Raw genomic sequence first — 23,202 nt, 5'->3', positions numbered from 1 at the left:
GGACACCTATGGCAGCATGTCCCCGTCCATGAGCGGCAGCGCTTTCCAACCGGAGAAACCGTGGCCGTTTCATCGCCAGTCCAGGTTCTGCGCCACCCTCCATGAGTAACGCACGATGAGAGAGCCCCTGAAAATCGGCGTGATCGGCGCAAATGGCTGGCTTGGCGGCGCCATCGTCCAGGCCCTGCTCAATGCCGGCATCACCTCACCCGAGCATCTGGTCCTTTCCCTCCGTAGCGGCGAGCCGACCCGCTTTCCCGGCGCACGCTGGACCCGGGACAATCAGGACCTCGCCGACAGCGTCGATCTCATTGTCGTCAGCGTGCGCCCGGTGGACTGGCCGGCGCTGAACATCGAGGCGGCGGGCAGACTCATCATCTCCGTCATGGCGGGCATTCGCCTGGAACAGCTCGTTGCGGGCGTTGGCTCCGACCGGGTGGTGCGCTCGCTACCCAACGCCGCGGCCGAAGTACGGGCCTCCTTCACGCCCTGGGTTGCCTCTGCGGCGGTATCGGCGGAGGAGCGCCGCCTCGTGGGCCGGATATTCGAGGCCTGCGGCACCGGTGCCGAACTCGAGAGCGAGAGCGAACTGGACTATCTGACCGGCCTTGCCGGCTCAGGCCCCGCCTTTCCGGCGCTGCTGGCTACGGCGATGGCGCGTCACGCCGCCGCCCACGGCATCGAGGCGAAAGTGGCCCGGCAGGCCGTGACCCAGCTTCTTATCGGCACGGGGCGGCTGTTCGAAAAGAATGGCTATGACCCGGCGAACACGGTCGAGGTGTTTCTCGACTACCGAGGCACCACCGCCGCCGCCATCGAGGCGATGCAGGCGAACGGCTTCGACGAAGCCGTCGGGGCGGGTCTCGCCGCGGCGTTCCGGAAATCCATCAGCATGGGTCTGTCGACCTAGCTGCAAGGGGCACGGTGACGGCGGCGCACCGACAGCCTGACAAAGCCGCCTGAAGCAGAGGGATATGACCGTGAAGAAACTACTGTTGACGAGTTGCCTTGCCCTCGGCCTGGCCGGGCCGACATCGCTGGCTCAGGCGGCCGAATGCGGCTCGGTGTCCATTGCCAGCATGAACTGGCAGAGCGCCGAAGTGCTATCCAACATCGACAAGTTCATCCTCAACAACGGCTATGGCTGCGCCGCCGAGATCACGGTGGGCGACACGGTGCCGACGATTACCTCCATGTCCGAGAAGGGCGAGCCCGACATCGCGCCGGAGGCCTGGATCGATCTCCTGCCGGACGTGGTCAAGCGCGGCATGGACGAGGGCAAGCTCATCACGGCCGCGATCTCCCTGCCCGATGGCGGTGTGCAGGGCTGGTGGATTCCCAAATATGTGGCCGATGCCCATCCCGACATCAAGACGATCGGCGACGCCCTCAAGCATCCCGAACTCTTCCCGGACCCCGAGGACTCCAGCAAGGGTGCCATCTACAACGGCCCGCAGGGCTGGGGCGGCACCGTGGTGACGGCGCAGCTCTACAAGGCCATCAATGCCGAGAAGTCCAATTTCAGGCTGGTCGACACCGGCTCGGCTGCCGGCCTCGACGGCTCCATCGCCAAGGCCTACGAACGCAAGAAGGGTTGGCTGGGCTATTACTGGGCCCCGACCGCCCTGCTCGGCAAATATGAGATGGTTCGCCTCGATCCCGGCTATCCGCGCGATGAAGCGGAGTGGAAGCGCTGCAACACCGTGGCCGATTGTGCCGATCCCAAGCCCAATTCCTGGGTTCCCGACAAAGTCTACACGCTGGTCGCCAAGAAGTTCTCCGAACGCGTCGCTCCCGATGTCATGGACTACCTGAAGAAGCGCGCCTGGCACAACGACACGGTCAACAAGGTGATGGCCTGGATGACCGACAACCAGGCCAATGGCGAGGACGGCGCCAAGCATTTCCTGAAGGAAAATCCCGACATCTGGACCCAGTGGGTCTCGCCGGCGGCTGCGGACAAGATCAAGGCTGCGCTCTGATAACAAAAAGGCGGCGCGTATCGGGCGCGCCGCTTTCATGACGCCCATAGCAAAAACAACAAGGGCGCCATCGCGGCGAAGAGGGGTTATCCGATGGAATGGTTCTACAAATTTCCCCACATGAACGATGACAGCCTTCGCGATCTAAAGAAGGCGATCGACGAGGGGTTTCGCACGTTCACCCGCACCTATGGCGATGCCATTGAGAGCTTCTTCTCGCCGCTTCAGTATTTCCTGATGCAGGCCGAGCGCTTCATGACGCAGACGCCCTGGCCGATCGTCACCCTGATCATCCTGGCCATCGCCTGGTTCGCCAGCCGCAGCTGGAAGGTGGTGCTCGCCTGCCTCTTCACGCTTCTGGCGATCGGCTATTTCGGCATGTGGGACGACACCATGCGCACGATCTCGATGATCTTCGTGGCAACGGTGCTCTCCATCGTGATCGGCATTCCCATCGGAATTCTGATGTCGCTGAACGATCGCCTGCAGAGGACGGTCAATCCCCTGCTCGATGTCATGCAGACCATGCCGAGCTTCGTCTATCTGATCCCCGTGGTCATGCTGCTGGGGATCGGCCGCGTGCCCGGCCTGATCGCCGTGGTCATCTACGCCATTCCCCCCATCATCCGCCTCACCAATCTCGGCATTCGCCTGGTCGACAAGGATGTGCTGGAGGCCGCCGACGCCTTCGGGTCTTCCGGCTGGCAGAAACTCAAGAACGTCCAGCTTCCCCTCGCCTTGCCAACCATCATGGCGGGCATCAACCAGACGATCATGATGGCGCTCGCCATGGTGGTCGTCGCCTCGATGATCGGCGTCCAAGGGCTCGGCCAGCCGGTGCTGAAGGCCATCGCCAACCAGTATTTCACCCTCGGCATCTTCAACGGCCTGGCGATCGTCGGTATCGCCGTCATCTTCGACCGGGTGAGCCAGGCCTATGGCCGCCGCCTCCAGAAGCACCGGGAGACGGTCCATGGCTGAAGGCTCGAACCAGTACGGAATCGAGATCCGTAACCTTTCCAAGATCTTCGGACAAAATGCCAAGGCGATGGTTGAGCTCGTTCGGCAGGGCGCGACCAAGGCCGAGCTCAACGAACGGCATCGTCATGTCCTCGGGCTGCGCAACATCAACATCAGTATGCCTGCCGGTGGCATCCAGGTCATCATGGGCCTCTCCGGATCGGGCAAGTCCACGCTCATCCGGCACATCAACCGCCTCGTCGATCCGACAGACGGCGAGGTGCTGGTCGGCGGCGAGGACGTCGTCAAGATGAACCAGCGCGAATTGCGCGAGTTTCGCCGGCACAAGACGGCGATGGTCTTTCAGAAATTTGCATTACTGCCTCACCGCACCATCCTGGAGAACACGGTCTACGGCCTCGAAGTGCAGGGCGTGCCGCGCGCCCGGCAGGTCGAGGAAGCGATGCGCTGGATCGAGCGGGTCGGCCTCAGTGGCTTCGAGGCCCGCTATCCCAACCAGCTGTCGGGGGGCATGCAGCAGCGCGTCGGCCTCGCCCGCGCGCTTACCAATGACGCCCCGATCCTGCTGATGGACGAGGCCTTTTCCGCGCTCGATCCCCTCATCCGCATGGACATGCAATCCGTGCTCCTCGACCTGCAGCGGGAGATCAAGAAGACGATCGTGTTCATCACGCACGATCTCGACGAGGCGCTGCGGCTGGGTGACCGCATCGCCATCCTGCGCGACGGGGAAGTGATCCAGCAGGGCACGAGCCAGGACATCGTGCTCAATCCGGCCGACGACTACATCGAGAACTTCGTCAAGGAAGTGAATCGTGGCCGCGTCATCCAGGTGGACGCGATCATGTCCCCCCTCGCCGAGGGCTACGAGACAAAGGGCATGACGGTCTCGTCCGGCTCCACCCTGGAAGGCGCCATCCGGCTGCTCGCTCACCAGCCGCATGACGACGTCGCCGTCCTCGACCCGGCGGGCAAGCCCATCGGCGTGGTGAATCTCAGGCAGCTCGCTGCCGCCGTCGTGCCCTCGCACTGACGGGCGACAGCCGAGGCAAGAAATCCGGGGGGCCGAGCCAAACGTTCTACCCCTCGCCCCCCTCTCAACCCGCCGGATGGCCACGGTGTCCAAGCAGTTCCCCCGCCTGTTTTCATCCCTCACGATCGGCACGCGCACGCTGAGGAACAGGATCGTTTTCGGCGCCCACACTGCCAACATGGCGGTGAACGGACTGCCGACGGAGCGGCATGCCGCCTATTATGCCGAACGTGCCAAGGGCGGTGCCGGCATGATCGTAGTGGAGCCGATGCCCGTCCACCCCGCCGCCATCCTCACCCGCGGCAATTTCCGCCCCTGCGACGACAGCGTCATCGCTCCGTTCAAAAAAATCGTCGGCGCCATCAAGGACAATGGTGCCGTCGCCATCCAGCAGCTCTACCACATCGGCGCCCATGGCGATTCCGACAACTCCTTCCATCCGCATTGGTCCCCGTCAGGCCTGCCGAGCTATCATGACAGCGACGGCTCGCATGCGATGAGCGAGGCCGAGATCTGGGAGACGATCGAGGGCTTCGTTGAGGCCGCGCGCCGGTGCCGCGCCGCAGGCTTCGATGGCGTGGAGGTCTGGGCCGCCTATCTCGGCCTGGTCGACCAGTTCTGGACGCCCTGGACCAATCGCCGCCAGGACCGATGGGGCGGCACGTTGGAGAACCGCATGCGCCTGTCGCGGGAAATCCTCACCCGCATCCGCGAGACATGCGGCGAAGACTTCATCATCGGCCTGGCCATCAGCGACGAGCCTGACTACAGCGTCGCGCTCAGCCGCGACGAACTGGCCGAAATCGTGGGTCTTCACGACCGCCAAGGCCTGATCGACTACGTCACCTGTGGTTCCGGCGGTTATCTCGACTTTCACAAGCTGATGCCGACCTTTCTCTATCCCGAAAAGCTCGGTGCAGATCTGGCCGCCAGGATCAAGGCAGTGACGACGCATGCGGTCGTCATTGCCGAAAGCCATATCCGCACGCCCGAAAATGCCGAAACGGTGCTGAGTGAAGGCTCGGCCGACCTGGTCTCCATCGTGCGCGGCCAGATCGCCGACCCGCATCTGGCTCGAAAGGCCGGCGAAGATCGCGCCGAAGACATCAGGGGCTGCATCTCCTGCAACCAGATGTGCTGGGGACGCCGCTCGCGCGACTATTGGATCAGCTGCCTGATCAATCCCTCCGTCGGGCGGGAGTTCATGTGGGACGGCGACCGCTTCGAGCCGGCCGCCACGCCAAGGAATGTCCTGGTGGTCGGTGGCGGACCGGCAGGCCTGGAGGCCGCCCGCGTCGCCGCCGAGCGCGGGCACAAGGTGACGCTGGCCGAGGCCTCCAGCCGGCTGGGCGGCAATTTCCACCTCGCCGGGCTGCAGCCCCGCCGCGCCCAGATCCTCGATCTCCTCGCCTGGTATGAACGCCAACTGCACAAGCTCGGCGTCGATGTCCGCCTGAACTGCTATATGGAGGCCGACGACGTGGCGGTGATGGCGCCGGACGCCGTCATCCTTGCCACCGGCTCCCTACCGCCCGACACCGGCTTCCAGAAGGCCCTTCCAGCCATCGAGACGCTGCCCGGCATCGATAAGGGCAATGTCTTTTCGATCGAGGCCGTCATGAGCCGACAGGCCCGCCCCGGCAAACGGGTGCTGCTGCTCGACGAAGGCGGGGGCTGGCGCGGCGGCGGAACGGCCTGGAAACTGGCTGAGGAAGGCCACGAAGTCACCATCCTCACGCCGGACGCCTTTGTCGGCAAGGAATTGCAGCGCACCACCGCCGACGTTCCCCTGCGGCGGACCCTCAAAAAGCTCGGCGTCACCTGGCAGGTCGAGGTCAGCATCGCCGAATGGCATGGCCAGGGCGCCACGATCATCGACCATAACAGCGGCGAACGGTCGTTTATTGCAGCCGACAGCCTGGTGCTGGCTGTGACCAACTTGCCGGCAAGCTGGCTTGCATCGGACCTGGCGGCCCGGGGCATATCCCATGTCGAGATCGGCGATTGCGCCGCGCCGCGCCAGGCCCCCTATGCCTTCTTCGACGGCCGAAAAGTCGCGCTCGGCCTTTGACCGGGCGCACAAAGGCACGACACCAAGGCCGTTGCGCTCCACCGGCGAGCGACCTGCCGGCTTCACGCCGCCTGCGCAAATCGCCTCTCGCCGTCCCCGATCAGATCCGCGTCGAGCTCGAAGCCGAGGCCCGGCCCTTGGAGGGCCTCGATCCGGCCCTGCTTCGGGTCGAGATCAGGCGAGGCCACGATATCCTTCTGCACCAGCTGCCACATGATCTGATTGCCATCGTCGAGATTGGGGATGGCCAGCGCGATATGGTGCTCGGCACAGGTGGTGATGCCGGTAGTGAACGAACTATGGATGCAGATCTTCAGCCCCGCCGCCTCGGCGACAGCCGCCGCCTTCAGCATCGGCTGGATGCCGCCGATTTCGCGCGGCCCGATGCAGATCATGTCGGCAGCGCGCTGGCGGCAGATCTCGTGGACGTCGTAGAGCGTGAAGGCCGCCTGGTCGGCGACGATCGGGATGCCGACGGATTCCCGCACCTGCGCCATGGCCGGGATGCTCCAGCTTACCGTCGGCTGCTCGATAAACTCGATCTCGAATTTCTCCAGCTTGCGGCACATGTTGATCGCCTCATGCACGCCCCAGCCTTCATTGGCATCGAGGCGCAGGCGCGCATCGCCGATCTCGCGGCGCACCGCCGCGGTGATTTCGAGGTCGAGCTTCTCGCCCCGGCCAACCTTCAGGTAAAAGACGCGCTCCCCACGCGCCCGGCCCGCAGCAGCGTCACGTGCCAGTTCTTCGGCGGTCTCCCCCTGCAGGAAGTAGAAATAGCCGACGGCCGAGCGATGGGCCCCGCCAAGGAGACGATGGACCGGCAGGCCGGCAAGCTTGCCCTGCAGGTCCCACATCGCCATGTCTACGCCCGAGAACATCTGGTTGGCCGCACGCATGATATTGGCGCCATGGCCGAGATATTCCTGGTGGAAGATGCGTGCGATCAGCGGCGCGACGTCATAGGGGGACTGGCCGACCAGATGGCCCGTCAAGCGCCTGAGGATCGCCGCCGTCCCGGCCTGGTCCGGTGCCACGGTGCATTCGCCGATGCCGACCATGCCATTGTCGGCCTCGATCTCGATCAGATTGACGGAGAAATTCTCCCTGATGCCATAGGACCAGTGGTAGGGCTGCTTGAGAGGCAGCACCAGCGGCCGGACGCGCACCTGCGAGATCTTGACCATATTGCTCGTTCCTTCCTGATATCGATGCGGGTGGCGCTGCCGGCGCCTTGCCTAGGCCCGTTTCCCGGCCGCCAGTGTCGTGAGGGCCTGGGTGATGCGTTCCATCGCCGCCCTGGCCCGCGATGACATCCCGCGTGCCCTCAGAAAACTGTGCGGCAGGCCCTCCTCCTCGTGCCAGGAAGCAGGCACGCCCTCGACGCGCAGCCGGCCGCAATAGACCTCGCCATCGGAAGAAAGCGGGTCGCATTGAGCCGTGACGACGACGGTCGGCGGCAGATGACGGAAGCTCGAGCTCGCGAGTGGCGTGAAGCGCGGATCGTTGCTGCAATCAATGCCGCCGCTGCGCACGTCGCGATAATAGAGGACGTCGCGGGTCGTCAGCAGGGGCGCTTCGGCATGGGTCAGATAGGAACCTTTGTCGATATCGGCTCCCAAGAGGGGATAGATCAGCGCCTGCCCGATCGGTCCCCGCCCCTCTCTGCCCACATGATCTGCCAGGCAGGCGGCGAGATTGCCGCCGGCTGAATCGCCCGCCAGCACCACCGGACGTTCGAGGCCGGCCGTTACCCAGTCATAGGCGGCGATGGCATCTTCCAGCGCTGCCGTTCCCCCATGTTCGGGCGCCAGGCGATAGTCGACCGAGACGACCGCCAGTCCTGTTGCCGCGCAGAACTCTGCACAGACGTCGTCATGGCTGTCGAGGCCGCCCAGCACGAAGCCGCCGCCGTGGAAATAGAGGATCGTCGCGCGATCATTGCCACGTTCTGCCGAATAGATCCGGATCGGGATGACATGGCTCGGTGTCTCCACAGTTGTGGTCTCGACGGCTATGCCGGGGGGACGACCGGCATGAAAGGCCCGGGCCATCCGATCATAGACCTCCCGGTTGCGTTCGATCGGCCAGTCGACCGCCTCAGGCGGATAGAAGGCATTCGTCCGGTTGATGAAGCCCCAGGTTTCGGCGTCTATCAGTCGAGTGTAGTCCGGCGTCATTATCGGGTACCGCAGGCAGGCATGAGGTGAGGTCTCGTCGGCAGTTCGCTCGTCATTGCAAGCGCAGCGAAGCAATCCAGAGGTTACAAACACTCCATCCGAAGCCCTGGATTAGTTCGCTGCGCTCGCAATGACGGTCATTCATCGTGCAAGTCCAGGTGCCCACCAAAATCAAAGCAATCCTGTCTGTTTGAGATAGGCCTTGGCGACATCCTCGATCGCTTTCTTGTGGACGTCGACCTCGCCGTTCAGCGTCTGCATGGTGGCATCGTCCAGCTTGGCCGACAGCGCTTCGAGCGTGGCTTTCAGGTCCGGATGGGCATCGAGCGTGGCCTGGCGGACGACCGGGACGAGTGCGTAGTTCGGGAAGAAGCCCTTGTCGTCCTTGAGCAGGGTCAGCTTCATGGCAGCGATGCGCCCATCGGTGGCGCCCACCGTGGCCACGTCGATGTCGCCGCTGGCGAGGGCGTTATAGACGAGTCCGATCTCCATCGGCCGGAGATTGGCGCGTCCCGCCTTGAAGTCGTATTTCTTCTCCAGGCCGATCAGGCCGTCCTCGCGCTTGGGAAATTCGGCCGTGGCCCCGAGTAGGACCGGCTTGCCATCCTTGTAGGCGGCGGCGAGATCGGAAAAGGTCTTGAGACCGTCCGTCTTGGCGTTGCCCGGCCGGATCGCCAATGCATAGGTGTTGTTGGCCTTGGAGGGGGCGAGCCAGACCAGCCCCTTGGCGCCATCCAGTTCCTTGACCTTGGCATAAGTCTGCTCGGGCGAGAGCGGCTCCGTCACCTTGTTGAAGGTCACCAGCGAGGTGCCCGTATATTCCCAGTAGAGGTCTACCTGTCCGTTCTCCAGGGCGGCACGCACGATATTGGTGCCCATGCCGTCCTTCTTGTTGATCGTATAGCCCTTGCTCTCCAGGAGTTGCCTGGTCATCTCGGCCAGCAGGAACTGTTCGGTGAAGTCCTTGCCGCCGACCGTGAGCGTGGCTGCAAAGGCCGTCGTCGACACCAGGAAGGAGGCTGCGACGCACAAGGCGGCGATCGCGCGCTTCGGCAGAATGCTGATCATGGTCTGTCCTCCTGCCGGCCGCCCTCGGACGGCACTGGCGCGAAAATTTGGGAAGAATGGGGCCAGCCCTGTCAGGGCCGGCCCATCGGGCTCACTTCAGGCCGTTCTGCTTGAGGAAATCGGCCGCGACGACTTCGACCGTCTTCTTGTCGACGTCGACCTCGCCGTTCAGCTTCTGCATGGTGGCGTCGTCGAGCTTGGCCGAGAGCGCCTCGAGGGTCGGCTTCAGGTCGGGATGGGCGTCGAGCACGGTCTTGCGCACCACGGGCGTGAGGGCATAGTTGGGAAAGAAACCCTTGTCGTCGGCGAGCACGCGCAGCCCCAGCGCCGCGATCTGGCCGTCGGTCGCCTGGGCAGAGATGACGTCGAGATCCTTGTTGGCCAAAGCCCTGTAGGCAAGGCCAAGGTCCATCGGCTTGACGTTGGCCCGGCCGGCCTCGAAATCATAGGTCTTCTGGAGGCCGAGCAATCCGTCCTGGCGCTTGGGAAATTCGGCCGTGGTGCCCATCATCAGCGCCGTTCCGGCCTTGTAGGCAGCGGCCATGTCGGAGACTGTCTTCAGCCCGTCGGTCTTCGGGTTGTCCTTGCGCACCACCATGGCATAGGTGTTGTTGGCCTTGGAAGGCGCCAGCCAGACCAGCCCCTTCTCGCCATCGAGCTGCTTGACCCGATCATAGGTCGCCTGCGGCGAGAGCTTGTCGGTCACCTTGTTGAAGGTGACGAGGGAGGTACCTGTATATTCCCAGTAAAGATCGACTTCGCCGTTCTCCAGGGCGGCGCGGACGATCTTGGTGCCCATGCCGTTCTTCTTGTCGATCGTATAGCCCTTGGCGGTCAGAAGCTGCGTCGTCATCTCGGCGATGATCTGCTGCTCGGTGAAATCCTTGCCGCCGACCGTCAGATTGGCCGCCAGGGCCACACCACCGGCCGCTGCCAGCACGACGGCTGAAAACACGCCCGAACACACGCTCCTGCCCAGTTTCTTCAGCATGGTCATCGTCTTTTCCCTCTGTTGCTTGTTGCCGCTGTTCAGCGCAGCGGATTGATGCCTCGCGGGACGAGGTAATATTGCAGCCGGCCGACCAGGAAATCGGTGAGCACGGCCAGGATCGCGGTGGGAATGGCGCCGGCGAGCATCATCGGCAGCTCGTCGAGGGCGATGCCGGTGAAGATCAGTTCGCCCAGGCTCCCCGCCCCGATCAGGAAGGCGAGCGGGGCCGAGCCCACGCAGATCGCCAGCGCGGTGCGGATGCCACCGAAGATGACGAACAGTGCATTGGGCAGTTCCACCCGCCACAGGGTCTGCAGCGGCGTCATGCCCATGCCGCGCGCGGCCTCCAGGAGATGGGGCGGGACTGCCCTGAGCCCCGCATAGGTGTTGCGTACGATCGGCAGCAAGGTCGCTGCCCACAGCCCGAACACAGATGGCAGGGTGCCGATGCCGAGCCAGGTCATCGACAAGGCGAGGATGGCGAGCGTCGGTATGGTGCTGCCCAGATTGAAGACCTGCATCACGAATTCGGAAAAGCGCCGAAGGGCCGGCCGCGACAGCAGGATGCCCACGGGAACGGCGGTGAGGATGGCAAGCCCACCCGCCCAGGCCACCAGCTCGATATGCTGCACGCTCAGATAGGTGATGTCGTCCCAATAGGCGAGGATCTCGCCCGCCATGCCGCTGAGCCACAGCCACACGCAGATGGCGAGCAGCACCGCCCACATCGCGAGCGGTACCCAGAGGTGCGAACGCCCTCTGCCCGGACTGGTCGCGATGGCTGCCGCAGGCCCGCTCATCCCGCTTCTCCGGCATGGCTGAGGCTGGCAACGATCGAGCGATAGGTCAGGACGCCCCTGAGCTGCCCGGCCTCGTCAACGCAGGGCAGTACCGGCATGTCCTGGGCGAACATCGAGGCCACCGCATTGCGCAGGTCCGAATGGAGCGCGGCCGTGGTCTCGACTGGGCGCGCATGGTCACCGACCGTCCCGGTCGCGGCCCTGGCGCGATCGAGCGCAAGCAGGCCTTCGGGTTTGCCGTCCGCCGCAACCACGATGATGGCGTGCTGGCCCGAAGCCTGCATCTTATCGAGCGCGAGCGCGATCGGATCCTCGGGCCGCACCGCATCGAACTCTGTGGCCATCGCCTCTCCCGCCGTGACGAGCCGCAGGCGCTTGAGGGCCCGGTCGGAACCGAGAAAATTCTCGATGAAGGCATTGGCCGGCCTGGCTAGCAACAGGTCGGGGCTGGCATATTGTTCCAGGCGCCCGCTGCGGAAGATGGCGATCTTGTCGGCCATCTTCACCGCCTCGTCGAGATCGTGCGAGACGAAGATGATGGTCTTGCGGATCGCCTGCTGCATCTTCAGGAATTCGTCCTGGATCACCTCGCGGTTGATCGGGTCGATCGCGCCGAAGGGCTCGTCCATCAACATGACAGGCGGATCGGCGGCAAGCGCGCGCAGCACGCCGACGCGCTGCTGCTGGCCGCCGGACAATTCTCGCGGATAGCGGGCGAGGAAAAGATCGGGCTGCATGCCCACCAGTTCGAGCAATTCGCCCGCCCGGGCGCGCGACTTCCGGCGGTCCCAGCCCAGCAGATCGGGCACCACGCAGATGTTCTCGCAGATGGTCTTGTTGGGAAACAGGCCGATCTGCTGGATGACGTAGCCGATCGAGCGGCGGAGCTGGATCGGGTCGGTGGCGCTGGTATCCTTGCCGTCGATATAGACCTTGCCGCCGGTGGGCTGGATCAGGCGGTTGATCATCTTCATGGTCGTGGTCTTGCCGCAACCCGAAGGCCCGAGCAGCACGCAGATCTCCCCCGCCGGCAGGTCCAGATTGATGTCGTCGACGGCGACGAAGGGCTTGCCCGCGGTTTCGAAGGTCTTGGTGAGATGTTCGAGACGGATCATCGGCTCGCTCCGCCCTTGATGCCCTTGGAAGTCAGCAGCCACTGCACCAGAGCAAGGAGCAGGTCTGCGGCGATCGCCAGGAGGGACACGGCCAAGGCTCCTGTGATCAGTTGCCGGGGATCGGATTGACTGATGCCGCGCGAGATGAAGGTGCCGAGCCCGCCCGCGCCGATATAGGCGGCAATGGCGGTCACCCCGATATTCATCACCACGGCGGTACGCACCCCTGCCATGATCACCGGCACGGCCAGGGGAATCTCGACCTGGCGCAGCCTCTGAACCGTACTCATGCCCATGCCTGTCGCCGCCTCGCGCAAGGCCGGATCGACATTGGCGATGGCGGTATAGGTGTTGCGGATGATCGGCAGCTGCGAATAGAGGATCACGGCGATCACCGCCGGCACATAGCCGATGCCGTGGCCGAGGGGCGAAAGCAGCGGGATCATCAGCCCGAACAGGGCGATGGACGGTACGGTGATCATGATCGAGGCGAGGTAGAGCACGGCGTCGGCGGCGGTTTTGGACTGGGTGATCGCAATGCCGATCGGCACCGCCGTGGCGATGGCGATGCCAACCGCCACGAAGACGATGGAAATGTGCTCGAGTGCCCTGGCACCGATCACATGGAGATTGTCGGAGATGAAAGTCAGGATTTCCATCATGCCGTTGTGCCGCAATCCTCGTTTTGTTGCCGCCGTTCGTAGCTGCAGATCACTCCTCAAAGTTCCGCGTAGAGACCGGAGGCGTTCTCGTAGGTAAAGCGCAGGGGTACCGAGCCCTTGACCTGCCAGGCCTCGACCGGCTCGCCCGCCATCAGGTGGCAAGCTTCGTCGGTCGACACCACCGCGCCGCCATAGAGCCGGTTCGCCAGGTTGAGGATGGCGGTCTGGTGCATGGCCGTACTGGCCGTGCCGCAGGCGTCCTTGACCAGGAGCACGTGAAAGCCGAGGGCCACCGCGTCCTTGACCGTCGCATCGACGCAGGCCTCGGTCCACACCCCCGCGATGGCCAGCCATTCGATGCCCTTACGCCGCAATTCTTCCGCCGGCGAGGCAGCGCCGAACAGGCTCGGCTCCGATTTGAAGATGACCGCCTCCCCTGGCGCCGGCGCCACTTCGGTGCAGATGGCGATGCGCGGATCGTCCTTGTCGCTGAAGGCCGAGCGTCCGTCGGCCTGCAATGGATGGAACGGGCGGCCAGGTGCAGCCGGATCTACGACATAGGCGGCGTGATAGAGCGGCACGCCATGCCGGCGAGCCGCATCCTGCAGGCGGCGTGCGTGCGCCAGGACGCCGGCATAGCCTTCGACCAGATAGCGCGGGTCGGCCCGATGCTCCTCCTGGAGATCGATGAAGATGGCGGCCATCCGGTTGCGGTCGAGATGCAGCGTCCGTTTCACTTAGATCTGCCCTTCCAGGAATTCGTCTTCATAGGGAAAGCGTGACAGGAGTTCCGTCCCGGTTTCGGTGATCAGGACTTCGTCCTCGAGCTTGACGCCCTCGCGCCCGCCCTTCTCGCCGATATAGCTTTCCACCGAGACGACCATGCCGGGCACAAGGTGCCCATCGCGACCATAGGTCTCGTAGTCCATCGAATGGGCGATGAAGGGCGTTTCCCCGTGCATGCCGACGCCGTGCATCACCGAGGTGTAGCGCTGGTCGACGAAGCGCTCCGGGATCTTCCAGGCCTTCTCGGCGATCTCGCGGAAGGCCATGCCCGGCTTCACGATGCCGATATTGTGCTGCACCTGGTCGTAGGACATGCGGTACAGCATCTTCTGATAGGTCGTCGGCTTGCCCGGACCGCAGCGGAAGGTGCGGGAGAAATCAGAGTAATAGCCGTAGCAGCCGATGGTGTCGGTATCGAGGGCCACCAGTTCACCCGGGCGGATCTTGCGTCCGCTCGCCTCGTTGAACCAGGGATTGGTGCGCTGACCCGAACTCAGCAGACGCGTTTCGATGAATTCGCCGCCCTGCCGGATCACCTCGTGATACATGATGGCGAAGAGGTCGTTTTCCGAAACGCCGGGCTTGATCGCCTCCCGCACCGCGGCGACGGCGGCTTCGGCGCCGGCCATCGAAACCTGGAGGCATTTGACCTCCTCCGGTGTCTTGACGGCACGCACCGCCAGGATCTCGCCCTGGCAATCCCTGACGTCGCAGCCGCGCTTTTGCAGCGCCACTGCCTGCAGATGGCTGCAGCGATCGAGGCCGAGCTTCATCGACCCGCCGCCATGAGTCTTGAGGAGTTCGGTGATCTCGTCGGCGAAGGGGCCGGCCGTCTCGTCGTCCCGGCCCGACACCGACGACCAGACGAGCTTGGAGGGGCGGGCTTCGTCGACCGTGTCGAGTACCATCGAGACATGGTAGCTCTGCGGATATTCGAAAAGGACGATCGGCCCCTCGGTGGGGATGAAGAAATAGCGCGTGGAATTGCGCAGGAAATAGCCGAACATGTTGCGCGAGCCGGTGGCGTAGCGCTGGTTGTAGGGGTCGAACAGCACGACCGCGCCATACCCCGCCTCGGCCATCCATCGGCGCAGCCGGGCAAGGCGCCCCTTGCGCAGGGCATCGGCATCGATGAAGGAAGGCTCGGTGTCGGAAAGCCACATGCCGCCGGCCGGATCCGCGGCCGCCGGATGGCGCATGCGATCCTTGAAGTCGACATCTTCGACGCGATCCGGATCGAAAACCACAATACTCATGAACTTTCTCCTGTCCATGAACAGTGACCAACCCGCGCGCGCATTGTTTGCGCGCTTTCCGCGAAAACTATGCGCAATTCCGCTGGACGGTCTTTTGTGACCCTTCTCGTCATATCCGGGGCGCCTCCCCGGAGATCGACTTGCGCTGGCGCACGCCCCGGGGTGCATAGCCGAAGCTGTCGCGGAAGGCCCGGGAGAAATTGGCCGCATTGTTGAAGCCGCAGGCCAGCGCGACCTCGCCGACCCGCAGGCTCGAATGGGTGAGCAGGTCGGCGGCCCGCCTCAGCCGCAGGCTGCGGTAGTAATGGTTAGGCGTGACGCCGAGCTCGGTGCGAAAGGAGCGCTCGAGCTTGTCGGCCGATACGCCGAGGCGCCGCGCCAGCGCATCCATGCGCAGGAGGTCCTCGACGCAGTCCTCCATGATCGCCACCGCAGCCAGCACGAGTTCGTCGCCGATCCCCGTGCGCAGGCGCAACGGCATCAGCCGCCGGTCCACGCTCGACCGCAGCGGGCTGTGCACGAACCATTCGGCAACACCGGAAGACAGCTCGCTGCCATGGTCGCGGCCGATCATGTCCAGCATCATGTCGAGGCTGCCCACCCCGCCTGCCGCCGTGAAGCGTCGCCGGTCGATGACATAGAGGTCTCGCTGCATGTCGAGGCCCGGAAAGGCCTCGCGAAAAGCCGGCTGGCTTGTCCAGTGCAGGGTGCAGGCATAGCCGTCGAGCAGACCGGCACGGGCCAGCAGGAAAGCCGCGTCGGCGACCGATCCGAGATCGGCGCCGGCCCGGAGGTTGCGGCGGATCCAGGCCATGGCATCCTCGGCAACCAGGTGATCGGCATCGCCGCCCGAGCACACCACGATGCGATCGACGGACGGCGCATTCCTGACACCGAAATCCGGCTCGATATCGATGCCGTTGGAGGCCCGGACCTTGGCGCCGTCTGGCCCGACCGTGATCCAGGAATAGCAGCGCCGGCCCGACAGCGTGTTGGCGGCGCGCAGCGGCTCGATCACCGAACTGAATGCCATCAGGGGAAAACCCGGGAACATCAGCACGGCAAAGCGGATAGCCTCGCCCGCCTGCCTTTCGGTCGGCATGGTCTCCATGGCATCGATCCCTTCAAGGTTCCCCGGCGCCGATCTCCGTGCGCCGACGCACGACATAGGCCTCGAGCTCCTCGCGAACGGCTTCGTCCAGGGCCGGCTCCTGATATTCCCGCAAAGCGTGCTGCCAGAGGCCCGTCGCCCGGTCGAGTGCGTCATGCGCTCCGGCCTCCTGCCAGCTGCCGTAATTCTGCCAGTTGGAGAGCATGGGCTGATAAAATGCGGTTTCGTAGCGCGACATCGTGTGTTCGCTGCCGAAGAAATGCCCGCCGGCAGGCACGGCCTTGATGGCCTCGAAGCCCAGATCGTCCTCCTCGAAAGGCAGGGGACGCAGGAACTCCATCATGTTCTGGAGGATCTCGACGTCGAGGACGAGCTTTTCATAGGACGCCGTGAGGCCGCCCTCCAGCCAGCCGGCGGCGTGATAGATCAGATTGGCGCCACCGAGGACGGCGCCCCAGGTCGCCATCTCCGTTTCATAGGCCGCCTGCAGGTCGACCGCATTGGAAGCATTGGCATTGGAGGTGCGATAGGGAAGGCCATAGCGCCGCGCAAGCTGGCCGGCGATGATGTTGGCCTTGGTGTTCTCCGGCGTGCCGAAGGCCGGCGCGCCCGAGCGCATGTCGACATTGGAGGTGAAGGCTCCGTACATCACCGGCGTGCCCGGATTGACGAGCTGCGTCAGCACGACACCGAACAGGGCCTCGGCGTTCTGCTGGCACAGGGCCGCCGCCAGGGTCACCGGCGTCATCGCGCCCATCAGCGTGAAGGGGGTGACCGTTACCGGCTGTCCATGTTCGGCCATGGCCATGAGGCCGTCCGCCATGGCGTCGTCAAAGAGCCGCGGCGAGTTGACGGAAATGATGGTGATGACGCCGGGCGAAGCGCGCATCTCCTCCAGGGTGATGCCCCGCGCGATCGCCATCATGGCGATGGCGTCCATGGCGCGGCCGCGCCCGATGGCGCTGCAGTGGAAGCTCAGATCGCTGAGAGACAGATTGGCTTTGTAGGTATCAAGGTGGCGCGAATTGGCCGGCAATTCGATCGGCGCGCACACCTGGTTGCCCAGGATGTGGATGGCGTTGAAATAATGGGCCAGGCGGGTGAAGTTCTCATAGTCGGCAAGATTGCCGGATCGCCGGCCGTTGATGCGGTCATGCACGTTGGGCGGCCCGGCCACCAGGCCGAAGACCAGCGCATTGCCGCCGATCTCGAGCTGCTTGTCGGGATTGCGGCCCGTCAAGGTGAAGCGACGTGGCGCGGTGCGAAGCGCTTCCTTCACCAATGTCTCGTCGATGCGGATGGTCTGGCTCTCCCGGTCGACGAGCGCGCCGGCCTTTTCGAACAGGTCCATCGCCCGCGTGCTCATCACCCGAATGCCGAGTTCGGAGAGAATGCGCATCGAGCTGCGATGCAGCATCTCCATGCGCTCTTCGTCGAGCATCTGCATGGGCGCATAGGGATTTGACACGCGCTGCCAGGGCAGCTGGGGAATGCCCCCGCCCCGCGCGCTTCTCGATCGGCGCCCCCCGCCACGCCTGTCCTGTGTCATGCCCGGTACGCCACCCTTGCTTGAATTCATCTGACAACTCGCCATGATAGGTGTGGTACAAGGCGCCTTTCACGTGATTAGTTTGGCGGCATTGCCCAAAAAAAATGATGTCATGGCGCAAAGCGGCGTTGAACCGGCGGAGGCAGTTGAACTAGCCTCCGGCAAACATCCAGAGCCGCCATGAAACCCCCTCCTCCGCTCAACTACATCCGCTCCTTCGAATGCTCGGCCCGGCATCTGAGCTTTACCGAGGCCGCCAAGGAGCTGGGCTATACCCAGGCCGCCATCAGCACTCATGTGCGGGCCCTGGAGCACTATATCGGCCGTCAACTGTTCGTACGGTATCCGCGCAGCCTGAAACTGACCGAGATGGGCGAGGCCTTCCTGCCGACGCTCAGGCAGGCGCTCGATCAGATCGACCACGCCACCGAAGCCATCCTCGCCTCGGTCAGGAACCGGACGGTGGTGATTTCCTGCCCGGCGACGCTCGCCACCAACTGGCTCGCGGGCTGCATTGCTGCCTTCCATGCCAGGCATCCTGATATCGAAGTCGTGCTGCACGGCACGATCTGGGAGGATCCCAGCGAACCGGCGGCCGATCTCACCGTCTCCGCCCGGCGCTTCGACAACAAGCCACCAATGGCCATCCCGCTATGGGATGAGAGCCTGGCTCTGCTGTGCGCGCCGCAATTCCTCTCCGGGCCGAACGCGATCAGGTCCCCCGCCGATATCCTGAAGCAGGGCTGGATTTTCGTGCACAGCCGGCAGGAATATTGGCAATGCATGGGCGCGGCTCTCGGCATCGAGACGTCGGAGCACGAGAAATATCTCAGCACCAACTCCTCCAATGTCGCCCTGGAGCTGGCGGTCGCCGGTGCGGGCTGCGTCGCCGTACAGCTTTCGCTCGCCCGCCCTTTTCTGAAAAGAGGGCTTCTGGCCGAACCCTTCGCTGTCCGCCCGCCCAGTCCGTGGGGCTATTATCTTTCCGACAATGCTTCATCCAAGGGCAGCGTGGTAAAAATCGTGAAGGAGTGGATTCTGGCCCGCGCCAAGGCCGACATGGTCTGACACGATCCTCCGATAGACTTCCCCGAGCCGATCCTACGTCTCAAGCGTTCGGCAACAAGCGAAGATCGCGAGGCCAATGACATCGTTTTATTTGGTCATTCTTTGCCGAACACCGCTTTTTTGCGCGAAAGGCTGCCTACCCGCCTCGTGCCCTGCTGCCTAGACTTGCCCGGTCGCAACAGGCGAAAGCCCTGCCAGGATCTTCCGCGTGGATCTCCCAACGGCAACGGGCCTTCGCCGCATGATTGTTCATCGGGAAGTTCGTTTCATGCGTAGCCATGCCCAGGCCGTCGTGATCGGCGGCGGTTTGATCGGTTGCTCGATCCTCTATCACCTCGCCAAGCTCGGCTGGACCGAAATCGTCCTACTGGAACGGGACGAACTCACCTCGGGATCGACCTGGCATGCAGCCGCCAACATCCATGGCCTGCACGACTCGACCAATATCAGCCGCTTGCAGCACTACACGATGGCACTCTACAAGGAGCTGGAGGCGGAGACCGGCCAGGGCTGCGGCATCTTCCAGCCCGGCTCGCTCTATCTCGCCCAGACCCAGGAGCGCGAGCACCAGTTGCGGCTGCAGGAAGCCAAGGCGCGCCGCTACGCCATGAATTTCTACGAGGTCTCGCGCGGTGAAGCCGAAAAGCTGCATCCGCTCGTGGATTTCTCAGGCATACGTTGCATCATGTTCGAGCCCGAAGGCGGCAATGTCGACCCATCGGGGGTGACGGCGGCCTATGCCGCCGGTGCCCGCCAGCGCGGTGCCGAGATCCATCGCTTCACGCCGGTCACGGGCACCGAGGCGCAGCCGGACGGGAGCTGGATCGTGCGCACCCCGAAAGGCGATATCCGCAGCCAGTGGATCGTCAATGCCGCCGGCCTGTGGGCGCGCGAAGTGGCGGCGATGGCCGGGCTGAGCCTGCCGCTGATGCCCACCGAGCACCAGTATTTCGTCACGCAGACCATCCCCGAGATCGCCGCGCTCGATCGGCGCCTGCCCTCGGTCGCCGATCGAGACGGCGAATATTATCTGCGCCAGGAAGGCTTGGGCTTGCTGGTCGGCGCCTATGAGCGCGACATGCGGTTCTGGGCCGAGGAGGGCACGCCCGCCAATTTCGGCCATGAGCTCTTTCCCGACGACCTCACCCGCATCGAGGACAATATGATGCGGGCGATCGAGCGCGTACCGGTACTCGGCTCGACCGGCATCCGCCGCGTGATCAACGGCCCGATGATCTGGTCACCCGACAGCGCCGTGCTGTTCGGCCCGGTGCCGGAAATGAAGAACTATTTCTGCTGCAACGGCATCATCCCAGGCTTCTCCCAGTCGGGCGGCATGGGCAAGCTCGCGGCCGAATGGATGATCGAGGGCGAACCCTCCCTCGACATGTTCGCCTGGGACCTCGCGCGCTTCGGCGCCTGGGCCGACAAGGCCTTCACCAAGGCCCGGGTTCGCGACCAATACGGCCATCGCTTCAAGATCCACTTTCCCAATGAGGAGCGCAGCGCCGGCCGGCCGGTGCGCACGCGCCCCGCCTATGCGATGCAGCAGGACATGGGCGCGGTTTTCGGCCTGAATTTCGGCTGGGAGCATCCGCTCTGGTTCGCCGCCGAGGGCGAGCCCCGGGAGGAGACCGCCGGTTTCACGCGCCAGAACTGGTGGGAGCCGGTGGGACGGGAAGCGCGCATGCTGCGCGAGCATGCGGGCATCATCGACATCTCCAATTTCGCAAAATACGAAGTCACCGGTCCGGGTGCTCAGGCGTGGCTCGACGCTTTGTTCGCCAATCGCATGCCGGACCGGACCGGCCAGATCCGTCTCACCCCCCTGATCGGCCGGCGAGGCGGCGTTGCCGGCGACTTCACGGTCGCCAGGCTCGCCGATGATTCCTACATGGTCTTCGGTTCCGGCATGGCGGAACGCTATCACCAGCGCTTCTTCAATGCGGTGCCGCTGCCGGAGGGAACGCTGTTCCGCTCGATGACGCAGGCCCTGTGCGGGTTCAGCGTCGCCGGCCCCAAGGCGCGGGCACTCCTGCAGGGCCTGACCTTCGAAGACCTTTCCAACGGCTCCTTCCCCTTCATGCAGGCACGCCATCTCAATCTAGCCGGCATCGAGGTGGTGGCCCTGCGGGTTTCCTTCACGGGTGACCTCGGCTGGGAGCTTCACTGCCGGACCGGTGACCAGGAAGCGCTCTATCGCGCTTTGCTCGCGGCCGGAAAGGAACTCGGCGCCGGCCCTGTCGGTGCGAGGGCGATGACGTCTCTGCGTATTGAGAAGGGCTATGGCAGCTGGGGCCGGGAATACTCACCCGAATATTGGCCCCAGGAATCCGGTCTCGCCCGCCTGATCAAGCTGGACAAGGGCGAGTTCCTCAATCGCGATGCCTATGTGGCCATCGCCGGCAACACGGCGCGCGATCGGCTCGTCACGCTGGCCATCGAGACCGAGGATGCCGACGCCACCGGCGGCGAGCCCGTCTTCCTGCCGGACGGCACCCCGCTCGGACAGGTTTCCTCCGGCAGCTATGGCTATTGGGTCGGCCAGTCATTGGCCCTTGCCTATGTCAAGGCCGATCTGGCCCAGCCCGGCGATGTCGTGACGGTGGCCATATTGGGCACCTCGCGCAAGGCGCGCATCCTCGCCGAGCCTGCCTTCGACCCAGGGGGCGAGCGCTTGAGAAGCTGAAGCCCCGTCCGGCATGGAGCGCACCTTTTGCCGGCGCCATACTATTTTTTGGCGTGCAGGAGGGCGACGGCGGCTTCGGCCGTGAGCAGGCGGAAGGTCAGGCTTTCCTGGAAGTAGAGCTGCACCGCGGCGGGCGAATGGCTGGCATAGCCGATGGAGATGTCCTGGCCCACGGTGAGTTCGAAATCCCCGCCCCGTGTCGTCAGCACCAGCCCGCCCTCGATCGCAGGGGCCCAGATCACCGGCCCGTCCACCAGGCGCTCGACATGGTGGAACACCGGATAGCCGTCATCGCTGCCGCCGGCCGCCGCCGTATAGGCATCGCCCCCCAGCACCAGCGCATAGGGACCTTCCACACCCGCCAGCCGCAACTGGCTCACCGCCTGCGCCACCACGTCCGGATAGGCCTTCACCTGGGCCGGAAGCGTCAGCGCCGGGTTGCTGAGACCCGGGCGGATGCCCCCGATCCCGGCCGCGGCAAAACCGTCGAACACCGCCCGATCCTCGGCAAAGGCCAGCTTGCGCGCCGCCTCCTTCAGCGGCGACCAGTCCGAGTCGAGCGCCCCCCGCTCCACATCGTCGATCGCCGAGCGGGCTAGCTCGAAGCCCACGCGCAGCTCGACCAGCGCCTGCACCTCCCGCTGCACCGCCTCGATGCCCTCGCCAGGCCCGGCAAGCGGGCGCACATGCCCGGTTCCCACCGCCGAGGCCGCCAGGCCCTGCGGGCCTTCCAGGTCGACCACACGCCGCGCCGCCAGATGACGCTTGAGGGTGCGCGCCGCCTCGTCCTCGATCTGCCCCCACGCTGCCTCTGAGATCGGTGCCAGCTCCCGATGGAGATTATTCATGGTCTGCCTTCCTCTTGAGCGATCCAATGCCGAGCGAACCATCGCCGCCGGACGGGCGTAAGCCGGGACTTGCCGCCGCCTCGGGCTCCGGCGGGGCCGCCTCGCCCGCTGCCGGTGCGCCGGCCGCCACATCGTCCAGGAACGTCGCCGAGGGCACGAAGAACAGCGAACCCGTCACCGCCCGGCTGAAATCCAGCAGCCGGTCGTAATTGCCAGGCGGGTGCCCGACGAACATGTTCTCCAGCATCTGCTCGATCCGGCGGGGCGAACGCGCATAGCCGATGAAATAGGTGCCGAACTCGCCCTTGCCCGCATCCCCGAACGGCATGTTGTCGCGCAGGATCTCCAGCGCCTCGCCATTCTCCTCGATCGAGGTCAGGACATTGTGGGCATAGGGCGCCTTGAGCGCATCCTCCTGCTCGATGTCCGACAGCTTGGCACGCCCGATGATCCGCTCCTGCATCTCCACCGGCAGCCGGTTCCAGCCCGCCAGGTCATGCAGGTATTTCTGCACGATCACATAGCTGCCGCCGGCAAAGGCCGCATCCTCCCCGCCGATCAGGGTGGCATCCACCGCTGCCTGCTCGACCGGGTTCTCGGTGCCGTCGACAAAGCCGATCAGGTCGCGGTCGTCGAAATATTTGAAGCCGTGCACCTCGTCCACATTGGCCGCCGCCTCCCCGATCCGCGCCATGATCTGCGCCGCCAGTTCGAAGCAAAGGTCCATGCGCCGGGCGCGGATGTGAAACAGGATGTCCCCCGGCGTCGACACCGCATGATGCACGCCACGGATCTCGCGGAAAGGGTGCAGTTCCTTCGGCCGGGGCGCCCCGAACAGACGGTCCCACATCTGAGAGCCCAGGCCCATCACGCAGGACAGCCGCCCCTCCAGGTCCCGGAACCCCACAGCCCGCAACAGACCCGACAGATCCGCGCACAACGCCCGGATCGCCGCCTCCGCCTCCGCGCCAGGCTGGACCGTCACCACCAGAAATATCGCACTGCCCGTCAG

Annotated in this window: 20 protein-coding genes; 7 read left to right on the top strand and 13 right to left on the bottom strand. The window is 64.6% G+C overall.

Translation table 11 applies throughout. The features are described from left to right. The first annotated feature begins 115 nt into the window (after positions 1-115). The 5 genes from ACTJKX_RS34400 to ACTJKX_RS34380 all read left to right on the top strand — a co-directional run bounded on the left by ACTJKX_RS34400 (position 116) and on the right by ACTJKX_RS34380 (position 6,067). Positions 116-910, top strand: a complete 795-nt coding sequence (locus tag ACTJKX_RS34400) for a pyrroline-5-carboxylate reductase family protein (protein WP_440728068.1) — start codon at positions 116-118, stop codon at positions 908-910. Between the two features lie 70 nt (positions 911-980). After that, a complete protein-coding gene (locus ACTJKX_RS34395; RefSeq protein WP_440728067.1) occupies positions 981-1,982 on the top strand; it encodes an ABC transporter substrate-binding protein in 1,002 nt (333 codons plus the stop codon). Between the two features lie 93 nt (positions 1,983-2,075). After that, positions 2,076-2,963 (top strand): ABC transporter permease, encoded by an 888-nt coding sequence (locus ACTJKX_RS34390; RefSeq protein ID WP_440728066.1) that lies wholly within the window; start codon positions 2,076-2,078, stop codon positions 2,961-2,963. Continuing rightward, a complete protein-coding gene (locus ACTJKX_RS34385) occupies positions 2,956-3,996 on the top strand; it encodes a quaternary amine ABC transporter ATP-binding protein (RefSeq protein WP_440728065.1) in 1,041 nt (346 codons plus the stop codon). The genes ACTJKX_RS34390 and ACTJKX_RS34385 overlap by 8 nt, the downstream gene beginning before the upstream one ends. Before the next feature lie 85 nt (positions 3,997-4,081). Next, the gene (locus ACTJKX_RS34380; protein ID WP_440728064.1) at positions 4,082-6,067 is read left to right on the top strand and encodes an oxidoreductase; all 1,986 of its coding nucleotides are present in this window, start codon (positions 4,082-4,084) and stop codon (positions 6,065-6,067) included. A 62-nt stretch (positions 6,068-6,129) separates the two neighbouring features. Here the strand turns inward: ACTJKX_RS34380 and ACTJKX_RS34375 are convergent, their stop codons facing one another. The 11 genes from ACTJKX_RS34375 to ACTJKX_RS34325 all read right to left on the bottom strand — a co-directional run bounded on the left by ACTJKX_RS34375 (position 6,130) and on the right by ACTJKX_RS34325 (position 17,585). Next, positions 6,130-7,254, bottom strand: a complete 1,125-nt coding sequence (locus ACTJKX_RS34375) for a mandelate racemase/muconate lactonizing enzyme family protein (protein WP_440728063.1) — start codon at positions 7,252-7,254, stop codon at positions 6,130-6,132. Positions 7,255-7,305: 51 nt separating this feature from the next. Further along, positions 7,306-8,247: an alpha/beta hydrolase gene (locus ACTJKX_RS34370; protein WP_440728062.1), complete on the bottom strand. Its 942-nt coding sequence runs from the start codon at positions 8,245-8,247 to the stop codon at positions 7,306-7,308. 171 nt (positions 8,248-8,418) lie between these two features. Next, positions 8,419-9,315, bottom strand: coding sequence for a glycine betaine ABC transporter substrate-binding protein (locus tag ACTJKX_RS34365; protein ID WP_440728061.1), 897 nt, complete (start codon positions 9,313-9,315; stop codon positions 8,419-8,421). Positions 9,316-9,406: 91 nt separating this feature from the next. Beyond that, entirely contained in the window at positions 9,407-10,312 is a 906-nt protein-coding gene (locus ACTJKX_RS34360; RefSeq protein ID WP_440728060.1) for a glycine betaine ABC transporter substrate-binding protein, read from the bottom strand. A 32-nt stretch (positions 10,313-10,344) separates the two neighbouring features. Next, positions 10,345-11,106 (bottom strand): ABC transporter permease, encoded by a 762-nt coding sequence (locus ACTJKX_RS34355; protein ID WP_440728059.1) that lies wholly within the window; start codon positions 11,104-11,106, stop codon positions 10,345-10,347. Further along, complete coding sequence (locus ACTJKX_RS34350) at positions 11,103-12,221, bottom strand: ABC transporter ATP-binding protein (RefSeq protein ID WP_440728058.1); 1,119 nt, start codon at positions 12,219-12,221, stop codon at positions 11,103-11,105. Before ACTJKX_RS34350 ends, ACTJKX_RS34355 begins: the two co-directional genes overlap by 4 nt. Further along, the gene (locus ACTJKX_RS34345; RefSeq protein ID WP_311944565.1) at positions 12,218-12,880 is read right to left on the bottom strand and encodes an ABC transporter permease; all 663 of its coding nucleotides are present in this window, start codon (positions 12,878-12,880) and stop codon (positions 12,218-12,220) included. The genes ACTJKX_RS34350 and ACTJKX_RS34345 overlap by 4 nt, the downstream gene beginning before the upstream one ends. 59 nt (positions 12,881-12,939) lie before the next feature. Then, positions 12,940-13,620 carry an isochorismatase family protein gene (locus ACTJKX_RS34340; protein ID WP_440728057.1) on the bottom strand — a complete coding sequence of 227 codons (681 nt, stop codon included), beginning with the start codon at positions 13,618-13,620 and terminating at the stop codon, positions 12,940-12,942. Next, positions 13,621-14,925: a M24 family metallopeptidase gene (locus ACTJKX_RS34335; RefSeq protein WP_440728056.1), complete on the bottom strand. Its 1,305-nt coding sequence runs from the start codon at positions 14,923-14,925 to the stop codon at positions 13,621-13,623. Between the two features lie 109 nt (positions 14,926-15,034). Continuing rightward, complete coding sequence (locus tag ACTJKX_RS34330; RefSeq protein ID WP_440728055.1) at positions 15,035-16,036, bottom strand: GlxA family transcriptional regulator; 1,002 nt, start codon at positions 16,034-16,036, stop codon at positions 15,035-15,037. Between the two features lie 13 nt (positions 16,037-16,049). After that, positions 16,050-17,585 (bottom strand): trimethylamine methyltransferase family protein, encoded by a 1,536-nt coding sequence (locus ACTJKX_RS34325; protein ID WP_434961361.1) that lies wholly within the window; start codon positions 17,583-17,585, stop codon positions 16,050-16,052. A 180-nt stretch (positions 17,586-17,765) separates the two neighbouring features. On the opposite strand from ACTJKX_RS34325, the gene ACTJKX_RS34320 reads away from it, so the two are divergent. Both ACTJKX_RS34320 and ACTJKX_RS34315 read left to right on the top strand, forming a co-directional pair. Next, on the top strand, positions 17,766-18,653 hold the full coding sequence (locus ACTJKX_RS34320) for a LysR substrate-binding domain-containing protein (protein WP_440728054.1): 888 nt from the start codon (positions 17,766-17,768) through the stop codon (positions 18,651-18,653). A 268-nt stretch (positions 18,654-18,921) separates the two neighbouring features. After that, positions 18,922-21,342, top strand: coding sequence for a GcvT family protein (locus ACTJKX_RS34315; RefSeq protein WP_440728053.1), 2,421 nt, complete (start codon positions 18,922-18,924; stop codon positions 21,340-21,342). Positions 21,343-21,383: 41 nt separating this feature from the next. On the opposite strand, the gene ACTJKX_RS34310 is transcribed toward ACTJKX_RS34315, so the two are convergent. Together ACTJKX_RS34310 and ACTJKX_RS34305 are read right to left on the bottom strand one after the other, a co-directional pair. After that, the gene (locus tag ACTJKX_RS34310) at positions 21,384-22,190 is read right to left on the bottom strand and encodes a family 1 encapsulin nanocompartment shell protein (protein WP_440726497.1); all 807 of its coding nucleotides are present in this window, start codon (positions 22,188-22,190) and stop codon (positions 21,384-21,386) included. Further along, positions 22,183-23,202, bottom strand: a 1,020-nt coding sequence (locus tag ACTJKX_RS34305) for a Dyp-type peroxidase (RefSeq protein WP_440728052.1), incomplete at its 5' end; no start/stop codon positions are given. The genes ACTJKX_RS34305 and ACTJKX_RS34310, both read right to left, overlap by 8 nt.

It is taken from the genome of Labrys sp. 22185 (assembly GCF_052045555.1).
Classification (GTDB): Bacteria; Pseudomonadota; Alphaproteobacteria; order Rhizobiales; family Labraceae; genus Labrys; species Labrys neptuniae.
Note: the sequence above shows the minus strand (reverse complement) of the source record. Positions and strands in the feature narration are given on the sequence as shown.